Origin of the sequence: Methanobrevibacter sp. (assembly GCF_045646205.1) — an archaeon.
Lineage (GTDB): Archaea > Methanobacteriota > Methanobacteria > Methanobacteriales > Methanobacteriaceae > Methanocatella.
Map to the genome: position 1 here is coordinate 1 of NZ_JAZRKF010000045.1, position 16,931 is coordinate 16,931.

Annotated in this window: 17 protein-coding genes; 15 read left to right on the forward strand and 2 right to left on the reverse strand. The window is 34.4% G+C overall.

Annotated features, from left to right (window positions below):
* A partial coding sequence (locus ACKI44_RS08385; protein WP_407423395.1) for a carboxypeptidase-like regulatory domain-containing protein occupies window positions 1-2,120 on the forward strand: 2,120 nt, incomplete at its 5' end.
* Window positions 2,121-2,404: 284 nt separating this feature from the next.
* Here ACKI44_RS08385 and ACKI44_RS08390 read toward each other — a convergent pair.
* Both ACKI44_RS08390 and ACKI44_RS08395 read right to left on the reverse strand, forming a co-directional pair.
* Window positions 2,405-3,184 carry a transposase gene (locus ACKI44_RS08390; protein WP_407423397.1) on the reverse strand — a complete coding sequence of 260 codons (780 nt, stop codon included), beginning with the start codon at window positions 3,182-3,184 and terminating at the stop codon, window positions 2,405-2,407.
* A gap of 681 nt (window positions 3,185-3,865) precedes the next feature.
* Window positions 3,866-4,873: a hypothetical protein gene (locus ACKI44_RS08395; RefSeq protein ID WP_407423399.1), complete on the reverse strand. Its 1,008-nt coding sequence runs from the start codon at window positions 4,871-4,873 to the stop codon at window positions 3,866-3,868.
* A 361-nt stretch (window positions 4,874-5,234) separates the two neighbouring features.
* Between ACKI44_RS08395 and ACKI44_RS08400 the strand changes: the two genes are divergently transcribed.
* From ACKI44_RS08400 to ACKI44_RS08465, 14 genes are all read left to right on the forward strand, one after another.
* Window positions 5,235-5,600, forward strand: coding sequence for a ribonuclease P protein component 4 (locus ACKI44_RS08400; protein ID WP_303737422.1), 366 nt, complete (start codon window positions 5,235-5,237; stop codon window positions 5,598-5,600).
* The gene (locus tag ACKI44_RS08405) at window positions 5,569-5,826 is read left to right on the forward strand and encodes a YhbY family RNA-binding protein (RefSeq protein ID WP_058740113.1); all 258 of its coding nucleotides are present in this window, start codon (window positions 5,569-5,571) and stop codon (window positions 5,824-5,826) included. Before ACKI44_RS08400 ends, ACKI44_RS08405 begins: the two co-directional genes overlap by 32 nt.
* Window positions 5,827-5,925: 99 nt before the next feature.
* Complete coding sequence (locus ACKI44_RS08410) at window positions 5,926-6,363, forward strand: 30S ribosomal protein S19e (RefSeq protein WP_303737423.1); 438 nt, start codon at window positions 5,926-5,928, stop codon at window positions 6,361-6,363.
* A 22-nt stretch (window positions 6,364-6,385) separates the two neighbouring features.
* On the forward strand, window positions 6,386-6,748 hold the full coding sequence (locus ACKI44_RS08415) for a DNA-binding protein (protein ID WP_303737424.1): 363 nt from the start codon (window positions 6,386-6,388) through the stop codon (window positions 6,746-6,748).
* 5 nt (window positions 6,749-6,753) lie between these two features.
* Window positions 6,754-7,338: a hypothetical protein gene (locus tag ACKI44_RS08420; protein ID WP_407423402.1), complete on the forward strand. Its 585-nt coding sequence runs from the start codon at window positions 6,754-6,756 to the stop codon at window positions 7,336-7,338.
* 28 nt (window positions 7,339-7,366) lie between these two features.
* Entirely contained in the window at window positions 7,367-7,522 is a 156-nt protein-coding gene (locus ACKI44_RS08425) for a 50S ribosomal protein L39e (RefSeq protein ID WP_004032463.1), read from the forward strand.
* Window positions 7,523-7,534: 12 nt separating this feature from the next.
* Window positions 7,535-7,780: a 50S ribosomal protein L31e gene (locus ACKI44_RS08430; protein ID WP_058740110.1), complete on the forward strand. Its 246-nt coding sequence runs from the start codon at window positions 7,535-7,537 to the stop codon at window positions 7,778-7,780.
* A 42-nt stretch (window positions 7,781-7,822) separates the two neighbouring features.
* Window positions 7,823-8,494, forward strand: coding sequence for a translation initiation factor IF-6 (locus ACKI44_RS08435; protein WP_407423404.1), 672 nt, complete (start codon window positions 7,823-7,825; stop codon window positions 8,492-8,494).
* 18 nt (window positions 8,495-8,512) lie between these two features.
* On the forward strand, window positions 8,513-8,737 hold the full coding sequence (rpl18a, locus tag ACKI44_RS08440; RefSeq protein WP_303737427.1) for a 50S ribosomal protein L18Ae: 225 nt from the start codon (window positions 8,513-8,515) through the stop codon (window positions 8,735-8,737).
* Window positions 8,738-8,758: 21 nt separating this feature from the next.
* A complete protein-coding gene (gene pfdA / locus ACKI44_RS08445) occupies window positions 8,759-9,190 on the forward strand; it encodes a prefoldin subunit alpha (protein ID WP_407423406.1) in 432 nt (143 codons plus the stop codon).
* 155 nt (window positions 9,191-9,345) lie between these two features.
* Complete coding sequence (locus ACKI44_RS08450) at window positions 9,346-11,589, forward strand: Ig-like domain repeat protein (protein ID WP_407423408.1); 2,244 nt, start codon at window positions 9,346-9,348, stop codon at window positions 11,587-11,589.
* A gap of 60 nt (window positions 11,590-11,649) precedes the next feature.
* A complete protein-coding gene (locus ACKI44_RS08455) occupies window positions 11,650-14,376 on the forward strand; it encodes a hypothetical protein (protein WP_407423410.1) in 2,727 nt (908 codons plus the stop codon).
* Window positions 14,377-14,612: 236 nt separating this feature from the next.
* A complete protein-coding gene (ftsY, locus tag ACKI44_RS08460; RefSeq protein ID WP_407423412.1) occupies window positions 14,613-16,070 on the forward strand; it encodes a signal recognition particle-docking protein FtsY in 1,458 nt (485 codons plus the stop codon).
* A partial coding sequence (locus ACKI44_RS08465) for a CapA family protein (RefSeq protein WP_407423414.1) occupies window positions 16,060-16,931 on the forward strand: 872 nt, incomplete at its 3' end. The genes ftsY and ACKI44_RS08465, both read left to right, overlap by 11 nt.

Below are 16,931 nucleotides of genomic sequence, written 5' to 3' on the forward strand. Positions count from 1 at the left end.
TTACTGTTTTGAATGAGTCTTCTAAGAAGGATTTGAATCTTAGTGCTGTTGCTGATCCTATTTATGCTGGTGAGAATGCTACTGTTGTCATTTCTGGTTTTGAGGATGCTACTGGTAATGTTAGTGCGTTAGTAAATTGGGTTTTATATTCTGCTCCTATTGTGGATGGTGTTGCTACTTTCATCACTAATGAATTAAATAGGTCTACTTCAGGTTATGTTTTGTATTGGGGTGATGATTTATACAATGCAGCGTTTACTAGTGTGAATATTACTGTTTTAAATGAGTCCACTAAGAAGGATTTGAATCTTAGTGGTAGTGCTGAACCTATTAATGTTGGTGAGAATGCTACTGTTGTGATTACTGGTTTTGAGGATGCTACTGGTAATGTTAGTGCTTTGGTGAATTTGGCTTATTATAATGCTCCTATTGTGGATGGTGTTGCTACTTTCACCACTAAGGCATTGGACAAATCTACTTCAGCTTATGTTTTGTATTTGGGTGATGATTTGTATAATATGGCTTTCACTTCTGTGAATATTACTGTTTTGCCTGCTCCTGGTAAGAAGGATTTGAATCTTAGTGGTAGTGCTGAACCTATTTATGTTGGTGAGAATGCTACTGTTGTGATTACTGGTTTTGAGGATGCTACTGGTAATGTTAGTGCTTTGGTGAATTGGGTTTATTATTACGTTCCTATTGTGGATGGTACTGTTACTTTCACCACTAAGGCATTGGACAAATCTACTTCAGCTTATGTTTTGTATTTAGGTGATGATTCATATAATATGGCTTTCACTTATGTGAATATTACTGTTTTACCGGTTCCTTCTAAAAAGGATTTAAATCTCAGTGCTAGTGCTGAACCTATTAATGTTGGTGAGAATGCTACTGTTGTTATCACTGGTTTTGAGGATGCTACTGGTAATGTTAGTGTTCGTGCAGGTAATGGTATTTATTTCGCTCCTATTGTGAATGGTACTGCTATTGTCACTGTTCCTGGATTGAATACAAATACTACTGCATTAATTTCTTATGATGGTGATGATAATTACAATCCAAGTAAAACAGAGGTAAATATAACTGTAATGGAGCCTGTGTCTATTATCATCTCAGCTCCTGATGTGACTAAATACTACAGCGGTGCTGAAAGATTTGTTGTAACTGTAAAAGATTCTGAAGGCAATCCTTTAGCAAATAAATCTGTAACTGTGGATATTAATGGTATTACATACAATAGAACTACAAATGCAAATGGAACTTGCAGCTGTGCTCTTAATTTACCTGCTGGTGTTTATAATGTAACTACCTGCGTTGGTAATGAAACCGTTGAGTCTGTTGTCACTATTTTAACTACAGTTAACGGAACTGACGTTGTTAAAGTATTTAGAAATGGAACTCAGTACTATGCTACTTTCCGTGACAGTGAAGGTAATTACTTGGCTGAAGGAACTGTAGTGCGATTCAACATTCATGGTATATTCTATGACCGTAAAGTGTCTGATAAAGGTCTTGCTAAATTAAACATTAACCTTGAACAAGGAGAATATATAATTACTGCAATAAACCTTAATACTAGTGAAATGTCTGCCAATAATATTACAGTCATTCCTAGAATCATCGAAAACTATGATTTAACCAAATATTATAGAAACGCTTCTCAATACACAGTAAAAATCATCGGGGACGATGGTAATGCTGTCGGTGCAGGCGTTAATGTTACTTTCAACATCAACGGTGTATTCTACACACGCCAAACCAATGCTTCAGGTATTGCTAAACTGAACATTAATTTGGAAGCTGGTGATTATATAATCACTACCTATTATGAGGAATGTATGGTAGCAAACAATATTACAGTATTGCCTATATTGAGTGCTGAAGACATGGTTAAACAATACGGAACTTCTGATCAGTTTGTAGCCACATTGGTTGACGGTCAAGGAAATCCTTATGCAAGACAAACTGTCCAGTTTAACATCAATGGTCTTTTATACAACAGGGTAACTGACAGTTTGGGTCAGGCTAAGTTAAATATTAATTTACAGCCTGGGGAATACATTATCACCTCAAGTTATGAGGATTTCCGTATTTCAAACAAAATTACGGTAACTGCATAGTAAAGAAAGTTCATTAATAGTATTAGAAATGTGGGGATGCGGTTTTTGTTAAAAATTGTTTTTCCCCCTTAATTATTTTTTTAACCTTGTAGAAACCCTAATTTAAAATACTTGGATTGCTCTGTATATGTTGTATAATACATCTTTAAGTTTTGTTTCTTTATTTTGGAGTTTTGTGCTTCTGCTATAGTTTCCTCCGTTGAATCTTCTTTTTATTACGTAAATTACACTTTCTACATTCATTCTTCGTGCGTAAACATCGTGCCAGAAGATTGTTGAACTATTTAATCTGTAATGCCCTGTTTTTGCTCGTGTTTTAATGGTATTTGGTCGAATGCTCCTACTTCTTCATTTATGCATTTTCTTATTGCTTCTGTATCGTATGCTCTGTCTGCTAGGATGTAGTGTGGTTTGTAGGGTTTTAATTGTCTTATTGATGCAATTGCGAATTGTGTGTCGTATTTTGGGCCTCGATTTGCTGCGTAATTTAGGATCATTCTTGTGTCGACATCAATCGCAATATGATTTTTAATGTAGCTTTTTCTACATTTGCCTCTTATTTTTGCGTAATAATGGTCTGCATAATCACTTGTGTGTCCAGTTCCATCCATTGCAGCTAATTCACAATCTATAGGATGCATAAACAATATTAGATTGTTCAAATCTTTTAGTTTTGTGTCTGACATTCTTACAAAGAATTTCTGGATTGTTGTGTAGTGTGGAAGCTTGTTAAGTTTTAAATATTTAGTTATTTTATCAGAAACGTCCAAAATTTCAATTATTTCACGATAAGTTGTTTTTAAGTAAGTTTTCATTGCCAAAATAGTGAATAATTGGGGTTGATTATAAATATGATTGCTATAATCACAGGAATACTTTGGAAATATCCATTTAGCATAGTTAAATGATAATTCAACAAAATATAATAATCTATTTTGATTTTCACTAATTTTAAATAGTTTTTCTTTCTGAGTCTTTCTATCAATCTTAAGTCCAAAATCCAAAAGGTTTAAATGTCTTGAATTCAAATAATAATATGGAGAATAGTTTATTTTCGTGTACATATTAATAATTATTCTCCATTTTACTATTTATAAATTATTATTTGTTTTTTTAATAAATATCAGGTATTATTTCAAGTGTAATAAAATTTAAGTAATTAAATCGCTTAAAATTAAAATCTAAGCATTTTAGTAAAAATTTTTTTGCGAAGAACAAATTCGAGTGTAAAATAAAAAGAACAAAAACATGTCAAAATCAAAAACAAAGAGAAAATATCGATTATTTAACAAAAACAAATAAATAACATCGATATTCACTTAAATTTTGACATGGTTTCTACAAGGTTATTTTTTTAATTAAATTGTGCTGGTTATTGCTAATATTTTTTGCATTGTCTTTTTGTCTAATCGGTTTTTTTGGTCATTTGTGTTTTCTTTTACAATTGTCTCTATTTCTTTAAGTTTTTGTTCTGTTTGTATTTGTTTTTGTTCTGTTTGTATTCTTTTTTGTTTTTCTTTTTCTGCTCTTTTTTCGGCTTTTAGTGTTTCTTCTTTGATATGTTTCTTAGTCTGTTTTCTTTTTCTTCTATGTATGATGATGACATTTTATCACTTTAATTATTTTTATCTTTAATAATGAATAATTAAGGTTATTTCGTAGGTTATATCTCTTAATTTTAAAAAATAAAATGGAGATATTCAATTTTATTAAAAATTGTTTTGTTTATCTCCTTAATTTTTTAATTAAATTGTGCTGGTTATTGCTAATATTTTTTGTATTGTCTTTTTGTCTAATTGGTTTTTTTGGTCATTTGTGTTTTCTTTTACAATAGTTTCTATTTCTTTAAGTTTTTGTTCTGTTTGTATTTGTTTTTGTTCTGTTTGTATTCTTTTCTGTTTTTCTTGTTTTCTTTTCTGTTCTGCTTTTATTCTTTTCTGTTTTTCTTGTTTTCTTTTCTGTTCTGCTTTTATTCTTTTTTGTTTTTCTTTTTCTGCTCTTTTTTCGGCTTTTAGTGTTTCTTCTTTTGATATGTTTCTTAGTTTGTTTTCTCTTTCTTCTATGTATGATGATGTCATTCGAATCACGTCCATTAGTTTGTCTTTCAGGGTTGTGTCATTAACGAATATGTCAACCAGAATCATTTGGCAGAAGGATATTGCTTCTTTCTTTTCTTCTGGGATGTTTAATTCTTTCGTTAAGTGGCATAACTCTTCAACTAACTTCTCTACATTATTATGGCCATGGTTGGTGAGTGGTAATATAGAGAATACATATTCTTCGTAATCGGTTAATGTTTCGTTATCTACGATTTTGTCTTTAATGATATTTAAGATTGTTGCACCGTCAATTTCCTGTGTGAAATAACAATCTGCTTTGTATTCCAAATTCTTCAGAATCTGTAGTTTATCGACTGATTTTCGATCATTGTCTAAAATGACAATTTTTTGATCTATTGTTTCACCATACTGGAAATAACACTGTATTACATACTCGAAATCCCTGTTTAAATGGGATTTTGACAGAGGCTGTTTATGAAATTCTATATTAATTAATCCATTTTTTCCTTTCAACAGGATGTCCATTATCTTCACGTCGTGTCCGGGTTTAAATATCTCATTGGATATTATGATATAGTCGTCTTCCGGTAAATCTAGCAATGGAATCAAACCGTTTACAAATGCATGCGTCGCTATTTTAAAAAGCGAATCATAACGGTTTTTTATTTTGTTATCTATAGGAATCAACCTCATTTTAAATCCTCCTTGTAAATTAATTTTTATGCTAGCATTATTTTAAATTTACAAAACTATATTAGATTATTTTAGTATATAAATTGTTCAGTTTCTTCTGATTACAATTTTACCTTGTTTAATCAATATTTGAATCAAAAGGTTAAATTATATTGGGTTATAAAAATTGTTCTGACTGATTTCTATTATTTATACTTTCACCCTGATTTTAACATAACATTTATTAATGGTGAAAATCATATTTATTCTTAATATTCATTTTAACCTAAGGTTATCATTAACTATGGTTTTTGTTTTAATTTGCGCAAATCATTTTAATTCAATTTTTGAATATTATATCCGACAATTAAGGAGGATATTTTTGAGTAGAGGAAAACGACCTAAATGGATGATTGAAATAGCTATTGAAAGAATGAATATTCTTTTTGAGCGTGCTGAGATGGAATTCATCACCCATCCCGAACGGTCCCACAGATATGTTGAATTGGCTAGAAAATTGTCCACCAAATACAATACCAAAATTCCTGAAAAATGGTCTAGAAGGTATTGTAGGAAATGCGGTAAGTTCCTTTACTATGGTCATAATTCATCCGTCCGGCTAGTTGACGAGAAAGTTAACATTTTTTGTGGAGAATGTGGCCATGTTATGAGAATTCCTTACAATAAGGAAAAGAAAAATAAGAGGAGAGCTAAGTATGAGTCAATCAAAAAAAGAAATGATGAATAGAGCTCTTTCCGCGATGACAATTAATATTGGTAAAAGCGGTGTCAATGACAATGTCATTGAAGAAATCAAACGCCAGCTAAAAGCTAATGAAATTGTCAAACTTAAATTTGCAAAAAATATCGCTAGAGATAAAGATACTTATATTGCAGAAATTGTCGAAAAGACTCGATGCAAACTCATCGACGTTAGAGGACATGTTGCTGTAATTTACAAAAAGAAGCCTTAAGAATTACTTAAATTTAGAGTTACAGGCCCTATTTTTTTAGGTCTTAAATTTACAGTGGATTAAGAGGACAATTATTTAATAAAATATTGGAGAATTAATATGACTACTGTATTTGATGTACCTGCAGATTTATTAATTGAAAAAGTCGCAGAAGAATTTAAAGAAAATGATAAAATCAATTCCCCTGCATGGTCCAATTTTGTTAAAACCGGTGTTCACAAAGAAAGAAAACCGGAAAATGCTGATTGGTGGTATGTAAGATGTGCATCTATCATTAGAAGAGTGTACATGGATGGACCTGTTGGAGTAATGAGTTTAAGAACTTTCTACGGTGGTAAAAAAGACCGTGGTGTAACTCCTGAAGTATTTAGAAAAGGTAGTGGAGCTATCATTAGAAACGCTCTTCACCAATTAGAAGACGCAGGTTTAGTTGAAAAAGTTGAAGGAGGAAGAGTTGTTTCTCCTAAAGGAAGATCCTTTTTAGATAAAACTTCTGGTGAAATCATTAAAGATATTCCTGAACTTGCAAAATACTAATTAACTATATGGAGAGTTTGATATGAGCGATCTTGATGAAATTCGTCAAAAAAGAATGGCTGAGTTGCAGGCACAGCAAGCTGCTGCTCAACAAGCACAACAGCAACAGGCTGCTGCACAGCAACAATTGCAACAGCAAGAAGCACAGGCACAATTCGAAGCTCAGAAAAAACAGATTTTAGGTCAAATTTTGACCCCTGAAGCTCGTAACAGATTAGCTAACCTCAGATTAACTAAACCGGAGCTCGTTAATCAAATTGAAATTCAATTGATTCAATCCGCTCAGGCAGGTAGTTTAAGAGGAAAAGTCACCGATGAACAGTTAAAAGTTCTTCTAAGACAGATTGCTGGTCAGAAAAGGGAGATTAAAATTACAAGGAAATAGTATCCATGAAAGCGGCTGTATTATATAGTGGCGGTAAAGATTCATCTTTCATGGCAGTAATGCTTAAAAGATTAGGTCTTGATGTTGAATTATGCACTGCAAACTTTGGTGTTTATGATTCATATGTTCCTGCCAGTAAATCAGCAGAATCATTAGGTTTTACCCATAAAGTCCTGGATTTGGATTTTGAGATTTTAGATAAAACCTGTGACATGATTATGAATGACGGCTTTCCAAACGACGGAATAAAATTCATTCATGAGACGGTCATTGAAGAGGTTGCTGAGGGATATGATATTATTGCCGATGGAACAAGAAGGGATGACAGGACTCCGAAACTCAATGTCAATCAGATAAGAAGTCTTGAAGATAGGAAAAATGTTCAATACATTAATTTGGATAGTTTCGGTCACAAATCCGTCAAATTAATAACATCCAACCTATTTGAAATATCTCATGAAAAAAGCAATAAGGATAACAGCTCTGATTATGAGGTTGAAATAAGGACTTTGATTGATGAGAAAGGAGGAAATTCTCTGGACATATTTCCGGAACATTATCAAACTCGGGTTATAGGATATAAAAAATAATTATTATACTTTATTCACAGGTGAGAAAATGAGTAGAAATAAACCATTAGCTAAAAAATTGAGAATGGCAAAAGCAAACAAACAAAATAGGAGAATTCCAATCTGGGCTTATGCTAAAACTAATCGTAAACTTAGATACAGACCTAAACCTAGACATTGGAGAAGAAACAGCCTTAAATTATAAGGGGGATTTATCATGGAAAGAGTTTACACAATTCCACTTAGAAACGTAAAAAATGTTAAAAGGACTATCAGAGCTCCTAGAGCTATAAGGGAAGTTAAAAATTTCTTAACCAAACACATGAAAGCTGAAGAAGTAAAACTTGATGAATCAATCAATCATGTAATTTGGGCAAGAGGTATTCAAAAAATACCTTCTAAAATTACTGTAAAAGCAGTTAAAGATGATGATGGTGTTGTAGAAGCTACTTTAGCAGAATAGCTATCGTACCTTTTTCAAATACTTAACAAGTGAGGTGACAATATGTTGAAAAGAATCGATATTGTAGGAAATCCGAATGTTGGAGTTTTCATTCAAGCAACTGATGACTTTGTTATTGTTCCTTATAATTTAATTGACGAAAAAGTTAAATTAGTTGAGGAAATATTGGAAGTGCCTGCTGTGAAATCTTCTGTTTCCGGAAGTAGCCTTATTGGATCTTTATCTGTAGCTAATTCAAATGGTATTGTTGTTTCCCCACACGTTTTAGACAGAGAAGTTGAACAGTTTGAAAAATTAGGTCTTGAAGTGGCAGCTATTCCAGGAAATTATACTGCTGTAGGTAATATTGTTGCAGCAAATGATACTGGTGCTATTGTAAGTCCTTTTTTATCTGAAGATGCTATCAATACAATCGAAAGCACTTTGGATGTTAATGTTGAAGCAACCTCAATGGTTGGAAGCGATATTATCGGTTCATTAATATCCGTAACTAATAAAGGGTTTTTGATTAGCAGCACTGCTGTTGAAAGCGAAGTTGACTTTTCTCGTAAAGTATTTGGTGTTGAAGGAGATATTGGTACTGTTGGAAGGGGCATATCTTTAGTTGGAGCATGTTCCATTGCTAATTCAAATGGGGCAATTGTTGCTAAAGACAGTACTGGTCCTGAAATGGCTAGAGTTGAAGAAGCATTAGGCTTTTTAGATGATTTATAAATATCTGAGGGATTTAATATGATAACTAAAATTTACAGAGTTAAAGGTACTTTTGTAATGGGTGATGAGTTTCATAAATTTGTAAAAGAATATAAAGCTACCAGTGAAGCTGATATTGAAGAAAAAATTTATGAACGTTTCGGAAGCAAACATGGCATTAACAGAAATCAAATCAAAATTTCTGAAATCGCTGAAATCGCTCCTGAAGATGTTCAAGACCCAATTGTAAAAGAGATTTTATAAGGCACTTCATGAGGTGTTATTATGGAAGATCAGCAAAAATTAAACGAACTCATTAATGAAATTAATGCATACAACCAACAAGCGGATTTAGTTCGCCAACAAATCGAATTAATCCAGGCTTCAATCGCTGAAGTTGATGCATTAACCAACACTTTAGATGATTTAAACGGTGAAAAAGCTGTTGAAGCTTTTGTGCCTGTAGGTGCTGGTTCTTTCATTAAAGGGGAACTTAAAGACACTGATGAAATTATTATAAGTATTGGTGCAGGATACGCTATTAAAAAAGATGCTGAAGGCGCTAAGATTATTATTGCTGGGCAGAAAAAAGATTTGGAAGATAGTTTAGATAAAATGTTAGCTAATTTACAGCAAATCACTGATATTTTGGCTAATCTTCAAGGTCAAGCTCAACAAATTCAATCTGCAGCTCAAGGCGGCGTAACCGGTTATTAATTACTTATATCTCTTTTTTTTATTTTATTTTATTTTTTTTAGTAATTTATTTTTATCACTTCTTACAGATGATTTAATAAGAGGTGTTTAAAATTAAAAATTATTCAAGATTTTTTATTTTTCTTGTTTTAATTATTTTTATTTCAAGTATCGCAGTGGTTTCAGCCAGTGATTTGAATGAAACTGCTGGTGATGAAATTCAAGTAAGTAATGCAATTGAAGTAGAACAGTATGCAGATGAATCACCTATCAATGAAGAAACAAATGTTGATGATGATTTAATTAATTTAAGTGAATGCAGTTCGATAGTCCTTCATGTAAGTGATAATGAAGGGGTTATCTCAGTTAGACGTGATGCTACCAATCCTGTAGATTTAATCATTGAAAGCGGTTATTGGGGAGATATTGAATATCAAAAACAATATAAAAATCCCGATGGGTATTTTGCTCATGCCATAGTAACTTCCAATGGATGGCTTATAGGAAACGGCGGTATTACAGACGGCAGCATATTCAGACAAATTGAAAGCATAGCATCAGAAATGGTTGTAAACAATGTAATTTCAGACGCTTATCTTTCAAGAATATATAATATAATGTCAGGTTATTCATTGGGCCATTTTGTCATTAAGGCTGCCGATGGAACCTATGGGGTTGTCTTTAACAATTTATATCATGTTGGTAAACTTGAACCGGGTCAGTTTGTTGTTTGTCCGAACGTTTATTCCATGTCACAAAAAGGAACCTATGACAGCAGTTTAAGTCCGGTTGATGCGGCAATTAAACTTGGATACACGGATTCTTATGGTGTTAACAGAAGAAATCTCATGACTTACCATTGGAAACTTACAAAATCTCCAAATGGATTGGCTTACAGTGTGGATTCCTACGCATCAAATGACAATGGTGCGGGATGCGGCAGGTCAACAGCTTCACTGGCAGATAATTTTTATTATTACAATGAGTATATTTCCAGAAATTCCCTTCCGGTAACTCCTAATAAGAAATATTTGGGAACCCACATTTTTGACAAATCAAGTATTGAGATTTTCAAATTGCTAAGTCCCCTCACTTCCACAGTTGTCGGGCAAAATATTGAAATTAAATTTCAGGTGAAGTACATTCCACACACAACTCCATTGGTTAAGTTTGCTATTCCTGAGGGCTTTGAATTTAACAGTGCAAGCGTATCTAAAGGAACATATGTTTTTGCTGATGATTCAAGTATTGTAGTGTGGGGTTTAACTGATTGTGATGCTAATAATTTCATTACACTTTCACTTAAAGCAGTCAAATCAGGGCAATATGATTTATTGTATGCTTTAAATGAGGATTTTGTCAACAGTGTTAAGTTGACTGTTAATGAATATGGGGCTTTGATTTCAGCAGCTGATGTGAATAAATACTGCAGAGGTCCTGAAAAACTGAATATCTATTTAACGGATGTCGCTAATCATGCAATCGTAGGTGAAAAGGTAATAATTAATATTAACGGTGTTGATTATACAAGAACAACCAACGAAAACGGGCTGGCTTCAATCGCAATTAATTTGGATCCGGGCGATTATCCTATAACTGCAAGCTATAATGGTGCTTTCGGTGCAAACAGCACTTCAGCTAATGTTCATATTCTATCTACTGTGTCCGGCGATGATATTGTAAAGATGTATAAAAACGGCACGCAGTATTACGCCAAATTCAAAGACACTTCAGGAAATCCTTTGGTTAACGGTGATGTTACATTTAATATCAATGGTGTATTTTACAATAGAAAAACGGACGCAACCGGTCAGGCCAAGCTGAATATTAATTTAAATCCGGGTAAATATGTCATCACTGCCATTAACACAATCAATGGAGAACAGCACGCTAACGTTGTTGAAGTTCTGCCTGTCCTTGTTGATGGCCATGATTTAACTAAATATTATAGAAATGATTCCGTATACTCAATTAAAGTGTTGGATGATGTAGGTAATCCTTTACCTGGTGTTGACGTTGTATTTAATATCAACGGTGTATTTTATACAAGAACAAGTAATGCTACAGGTTATGCAAATCTTAATTTAAGATTACAGCCTGACCAGTATATTGTAACTGCCGAATACAATACATTCATGTCTTCAAATATCATTACCGTTCTTCCGGTTTTATTTGCCAATAATACCGTTAGTTATACTAATGAAAGTAATTTCCGTGTCAAGTTAATTGATGGGCAGGGAAATCCTTATGCAAATCAAAGCATTGAATTCAACATTAACGGAGCTATATACAATAACGTAACTGATGATGAAGGTATTGCAAGCTTATTCATTAATCTGGTTGATGGCGAATATGTTGTCACATCAACTTATGATGAATACAGTATTGCCAACACAATTACTATTAAAAATGGGGCTTAAGGAGGTTTTATTATTAAAAAAATCTTTTTATTTTCATTAATCTTGGTATTATTCCTAAGCATGTCCTTAGTTTGCGCTGAAGAAAATGACACTGCATTAACTTCAGACAGCGTTAATATTGAGGCAAAGGATGTATCCATGTTTTATAAAAACGGAACCCGTCTCAATACGGTGCTGACTGATACAAACGATACTCCTGTGAGTAATGCCAGTTTAATAATTACAATCAACGGTCAGGATTATAAGAGAACTACAAATGATGAGGGTAAGGCTTCACTGGCTATTAATTTAATTCCGGGAAGCTATATTGCTAATATTAACTTTTTAGGAAATGACAAATATTCTCCTTCAAACAAAACTGTTAATGTTAATGTTTTATCTACAATAGCTGGAAATGATTTGGTCAAATATTATAAAAATAGTTCCCAGTATTATGCAACATTTTTTGACGGTACAGGGGATGTTTTAACTGATACTGATATTATATTCAATATCAACGGTGTCTTCTACACCCACCAAACCAATCATAACGGCATTGCCAAACTTAATATTAATTTAAACCCTGGAGAATATATTTTAACGGCATACAATCCTAATGACGGATGTTCCTTTTCAAATAAGATTAAAGTCCTTTCCACAATAAATTCAAGTAATCTGGTTAAGATTTTTAGGGACAATCATCAATATTGGGTGACTGCCAGAAATTTCAATGGAAATCCGCTTGCCTATCAGGATGTTGAGTTTAATGTTCATGGTGTTTTCTACACTCGTCAGACCAACAAATATGGAAATTCTAAACTCAATATTAACTTGGAACCGGGCAATTACATAATAACTGCTTATAATAAAGTTACAGGAGAGGCTGTTGGAAATTACATCACTGTCTATGCCAATTCAGATACCAAATTGACTACAAAAAATTATGTATTTAAAGCTAATGATGATGATACTATTCAGGCAACTTTAACAAACAAGTTAAATTATGGAGTTGCAGGAGAAACAATCAATTTAGCTATTGGAAATGAAAAATATTCCGTCATCACTGACGATAATGGTGTAGCTAACTTTTATTTGGGTTTAAGTGAGGGCAATTACTCCCTGAGTTTTAGTCATGATGCAAATTCCCGCTACGGTGCATCATCTGCAAAGTCAACCGTTGAAACTTATGACGGAATCAAGGCAAAACTTGTCTGTTATGATGAAATGATGTTTACCGGAGGAGATTATAAGGCAGGGCTCTATGATGAAAACGATAAACCATTTGCAAATCAAACTGTCTATATGAATATCAATTCTCAAACATTATCTGCAGTAACTGATGAAAACGGCATTGCCCTTTTTAAATTGGATTTGCCGGATGAGGTATTTAATGCTAAAGTCTTCTATAATGGAACAGGATATAAATTTACCTATTCCTTGGTTGAAATTGTAATCCTCGAATCAACTTTCACTACTCTTCGTCCTTTAACGCCGAGTGTTACTGAAGGTATTGGCGATAAGATATTTGCTTCCCTATCAGTCGGTTCTATTAAATTGTTTAAACAAAAGGTGATTTTCGAAATTAATGGAATAAATTACACCAGAACCACAAATGATGACGGGCTTGTAAATTTAACCATTAATCTGGCTCCGGGAACATATAATGTAAATTACTATTATCTTGGAGATGATTTCTTTGTCAGTGCATTCAATTCTTCAAAATTGACTGTAAATCCAAGAATTTCAACTGCTTTGACGGTTCTCACCTCTTCAACATTCCATAAAAATTCAGGAATTACTTTCAATATAGAGTTGAGGGGAGATACTTTGTTGGCAGGTGAAACAGTCAATGTTAAAATAGGTTCAAAATCATTTGCCCAGACCACGGATGAAAGTGGGGTCATTCATTTAGATATTGATGATTTTGCTGAGGGAACATACGATGTTGTCTACTCCTTTGCCGGAAATACAAATTACGCTCCGTCTATGGGTTCTACAAGATTGGTTATAACCTCAGAAATTCCATATGGTTACGGATATTGGGTCAGATATTCTGATATGTATAATTTGAACCTGGCCAGTCTGGCTTCCCAGGGAACAAAGCATGTTTTCCTTCATTCTTATGCAATAACCGCATATGGTGCAGGTGCTGTTTCTTCATGGGCAAAACAGGCAAATAACTATGGAATTAAAGTACATATCTGGATGCAGGTTGCTTATGATGGCAGCTGGCATGGTATTGCAAACAGGGACGGATCATACAATTATGAACTTATCAATTCCAAAGTAAACGAAGCCAAATATTATGCAGGCATTTCAGGTATCGGTGGAGTTCACTTTGACTATTTAAGATTTGGTGGAACTGCATACAATTTCCCTACTGCTGCGGAATCCATAAATTACTTTGTAAGAACAGCTGTTTCAGCAGTCAAATCAGTCAACTCAAATTGTCTTGTATCTGCTGCTTTAATGCCTGAACCGGGTAACATGCTTTATTATGATGGTCAGGATTATCCTACATTGACCAGATATCTGGACTTTGTTCTTCCTATGGTCTACAAAGGAAATTATCATCAAAGCACCGCATGGATTCAAAGCATCTCAAAATGGTTTGTGGACAATTCCAATGGTGCACAGGTATGGACAGGTCTTCAGGCTTACAGATCAGATGATGATATTACAAAACTTCCTGTTTCCGAGCTATTTGGTGATGCGCAGGCTGCTTTAAACGGCGGTGCCAGAGGAGTCGTAATGTTCAGGTGGGGTGTAACCAACTTCATCAATTTCAACGATTTAAAAACGACTTAATCTAGATGTCTCTGTTTAAATTTTACAATTTAAAATTAGTTATTAATTTAACTAATTTTTCTTTTTATTATTTTTATATTTTAATTTCTATCTATTAAAATTATTATAGCTATTTTCGATTTAATTAATTTGTTTTCACTAGTATTTTCATGATTGAATTTTCTTATAAATACTATAAAAAATATAAATAAGTTATAATTAAACTTTTTTAATAAAACTAAAAGGTTGGGTTAATTTTGTTTGAATCATTAAAAAAGAAACTGTCACGTACCAGTGATAAATTGGAAGAAGAAATTCTCGAAGAAGCAAAAGAAGAAGACAACCTTCAGGAAGAAGAAGGTAGTAAACGTTCATTTTTCTCATTTGGCCGTAAAAAACAGGAAAAAAAAGAAGTTGATGAATCTAAATTAATTGAATCAGCTGATGAAAGTGAAGAAGAGCCTCAAGAGGAGAAAAAATCTCGTTTCTGGTCCAGGTCTAAAGATAAGGATGAGGAAACTTCTGAGGAAGAAAAAGAAGATTCTGTTGAGGAAGAGCCTGTAGAGGAGAAGAAGTCTCGTTTCTGGTCCAGATCCAAGTCTGATGATGAGGAGGAATCTGAAGAGGAAGAGGAACCTCAGGAAGAGAAGAAGTCTCACTTTTGGTCCAGGTCTAAAGATGATGATGAAGACGAGGATGTGGAAGAAGAAAGTGAAGAGGAAGAGGAACCTCAAGAGGAGAAGAAGTCTCGTTTCTGGTCCAGAGATAAAAATAAAGAAGAAGATCAAGATGATTCTGCGGAAGGAAAAGGTGGATTATTCTCATTTGTTCGTGAAAAAACAATTTCCGAAAAACATGTGGAAGACACATTATGGGAATTGGAAATGGGTCTTTTGGAAGGAGATGTAGCAATGGAAGTAGCTACTGAAGTTGTAGACTCTGTAAAAGATGACCTTGTCGGACGTAAAATCAAAAGAAGCAGTGACATCACAGAATATACTTACAATGCTTTAAGAAATGCAGTTGCCGATATTATTGACATTCCGGGCAAATCAATGACTGAAATGATTGAGGAGAAAAAAGCTCAGGGAGAGCCTTTGGTAGTAATGTTTGTCGGTATTAACGGAACCGGAAAAACAACAACAATAGGTAAATTGGCTAATTATTACTTGAAAAAAGGTTACACTCCAGTTATTGCAGCTTCAGACACATTCCGTGCAGGAGCAATCGAACAGGTTACACATCACGCAGACAATGTGGGCGTTAAAATCATCAAGCACCAGAAAGGCTCAGATCCTGCCGCAGTTGCATATGATGCAGTGGAACACGCCCGTGCGCAGGGAAAAGAGTTGGTTTTAATCGACACTGCAGGAAGAATGCAGACCAACACCAACCTTATGGACGAGATGAAGAAAATCAAACGTGTATCCAAACCTGATTTGGTAATATTCGTCGGGGACGCAATAACAGGTAACGATGCAACCGAACAGGCACGTAAGTTCAACGAAGCAATCGACATTGACGGTGTAATCCTCACCAAAGCCGATGCAGACAGCAAAGGAGGAGCATCACTTTCAATCGGTTATGTAATCCAAAAGCCGATACTCTTTTTGGGTGTTGGCCAGGGGTATGATGATATCATGGAATATGATCCGCAGTGGATGCTGAACCAGCTTTTCTCAGAAGATGAAGGGTTAGTTGAAAATGAAGCTTAGGGATATACTTCTTGTAATTTTAGTCTTTCTTGTTATAATTGCGGTATGGGCGACCATATTCAACCCGTCAAGTTCTGTTGTAGATATGGAGCCTAAGGAAAACGTTTCAATCGCAGTTACAGGGGACGTTATGTTTGCACGTAACATGCCAGGGGTATTGAGCCTTGACTCCTCACCCTTTAAGGGAGTAAGTGATGTCATATCAGCAGCCGATTTGCTTTTGATTAACTTTGAAAATGCGGCAACAACATCCGGTGATGCACTCAAGGGCGATGTGCCGTTGAAATGCGATCCAAGCTACGTTCCCCTTGCTAAAGGAAACAATCTGACTGTAGCGGCACTTGCAAACAACCACGCATACGACTACGGCGAGACCGGAATGAAGGATACGATAGCCAACCTTAAAAACGCAGACATAACACCAATGGGTGCCGGAGAAAACGCAGATGAGGCACACAAGGCCGTTGTCAAGGAGGTAAACGGAAGAAAAATCACAATCCTCAACTATATGGATTCCGAAAACTTCGCCGAATACTCACAGGACGTAATGCCTTATGCTAAAGAGTCAAGTCCCGGATATTCCGCATATGACTCAGAAGATGCCAAAAAGCAGATTGCAGAAAACAATGATTCCGACTGCATAATCGCATACATGCACTTTGGAAACGAATATTCAAACTCTCCAAACGAAAATCAGGTGAAAATCGCACATGAACTGATAGATTATGGTGCAGATGTCGTAATCGGAGCACATCCTCATGTAACACAGGGAATCGACATGTATAAGGGAAAACCGATATTCTATTCACTCGGAAACTTCATATTCGACCAGTCAAACACTGCAACACACTCAGCCTACTT

Bases quoted from the DNA above. Each gene is read 5' to 3' on its own strand.
- ACKI44_RS08390 (WP_407423397.1), bottom strand. From the start codon at position 3,184: ATGTACACGAAAATAAACTATTCTCCATATTATTATTTGAATTCAAGA.
- ACKI44_RS08395 (WP_407423399.1), bottom strand. From the start codon at position 4,873: ATGAGGTTGATTCCTATAGATAACAAAATAAAAAACCGTTATGATTCG.
- ACKI44_RS08405 (WP_058740113.1), top strand. From the start codon at position 5,569: ATGAGTCAATCAAAAAAAGAAATGATGAATAGAGCTCTTTCCGCGATG.
- ACKI44_RS08410 (WP_303737423.1), top strand. From the start codon at position 5,926: ATGACTACTGTATTTGATGTACCTGCAGATTTATTAATTGAAAAAGTC.
- ACKI44_RS08415 (WP_303737424.1), top strand. From the start codon at position 6,386: ATGAGCGATCTTGATGAAATTCGTCAAAAAAGAATGGCTGAGTTGCAG.
- ACKI44_RS08420 (WP_407423402.1), top strand. From the start codon at position 6,754: ATGAAAGCGGCTGTATTATATAGTGGCGGTAAAGATTCATCTTTCATG.
- ACKI44_RS08425 (WP_004032463.1), top strand. From the start codon at position 7,367: ATGAGTAGAAATAAACCATTAGCTAAAAAATTGAGAATGGCAAAAGCA.
- ACKI44_RS08430 (WP_058740110.1), top strand. From the start codon at position 7,535: ATGGAAAGAGTTTACACAATTCCACTTAGAAACGTAAAAAATGTTAAA.
- ACKI44_RS08435 (WP_407423404.1), top strand. From the start codon at position 7,823: ATGTTGAAAAGAATCGATATTGTAGGAAATCCGAATGTTGGAGTTTTC.
- rpl18a (WP_303737427.1), top strand. From the start codon at position 8,513: ATGATAACTAAAATTTACAGAGTTAAAGGTACTTTTGTAATGGGTGAT.
- pfdA (WP_407423406.1), top strand. From the start codon at position 8,759: ATGGAAGATCAGCAAAAATTAAACGAACTCATTAATGAAATTAATGCA.
- ACKI44_RS08455 (WP_407423410.1), top strand. From the start codon at position 11,650: ATGTCCTTAGTTTGCGCTGAAGAAAATGACACTGCATTAACTTCAGAC.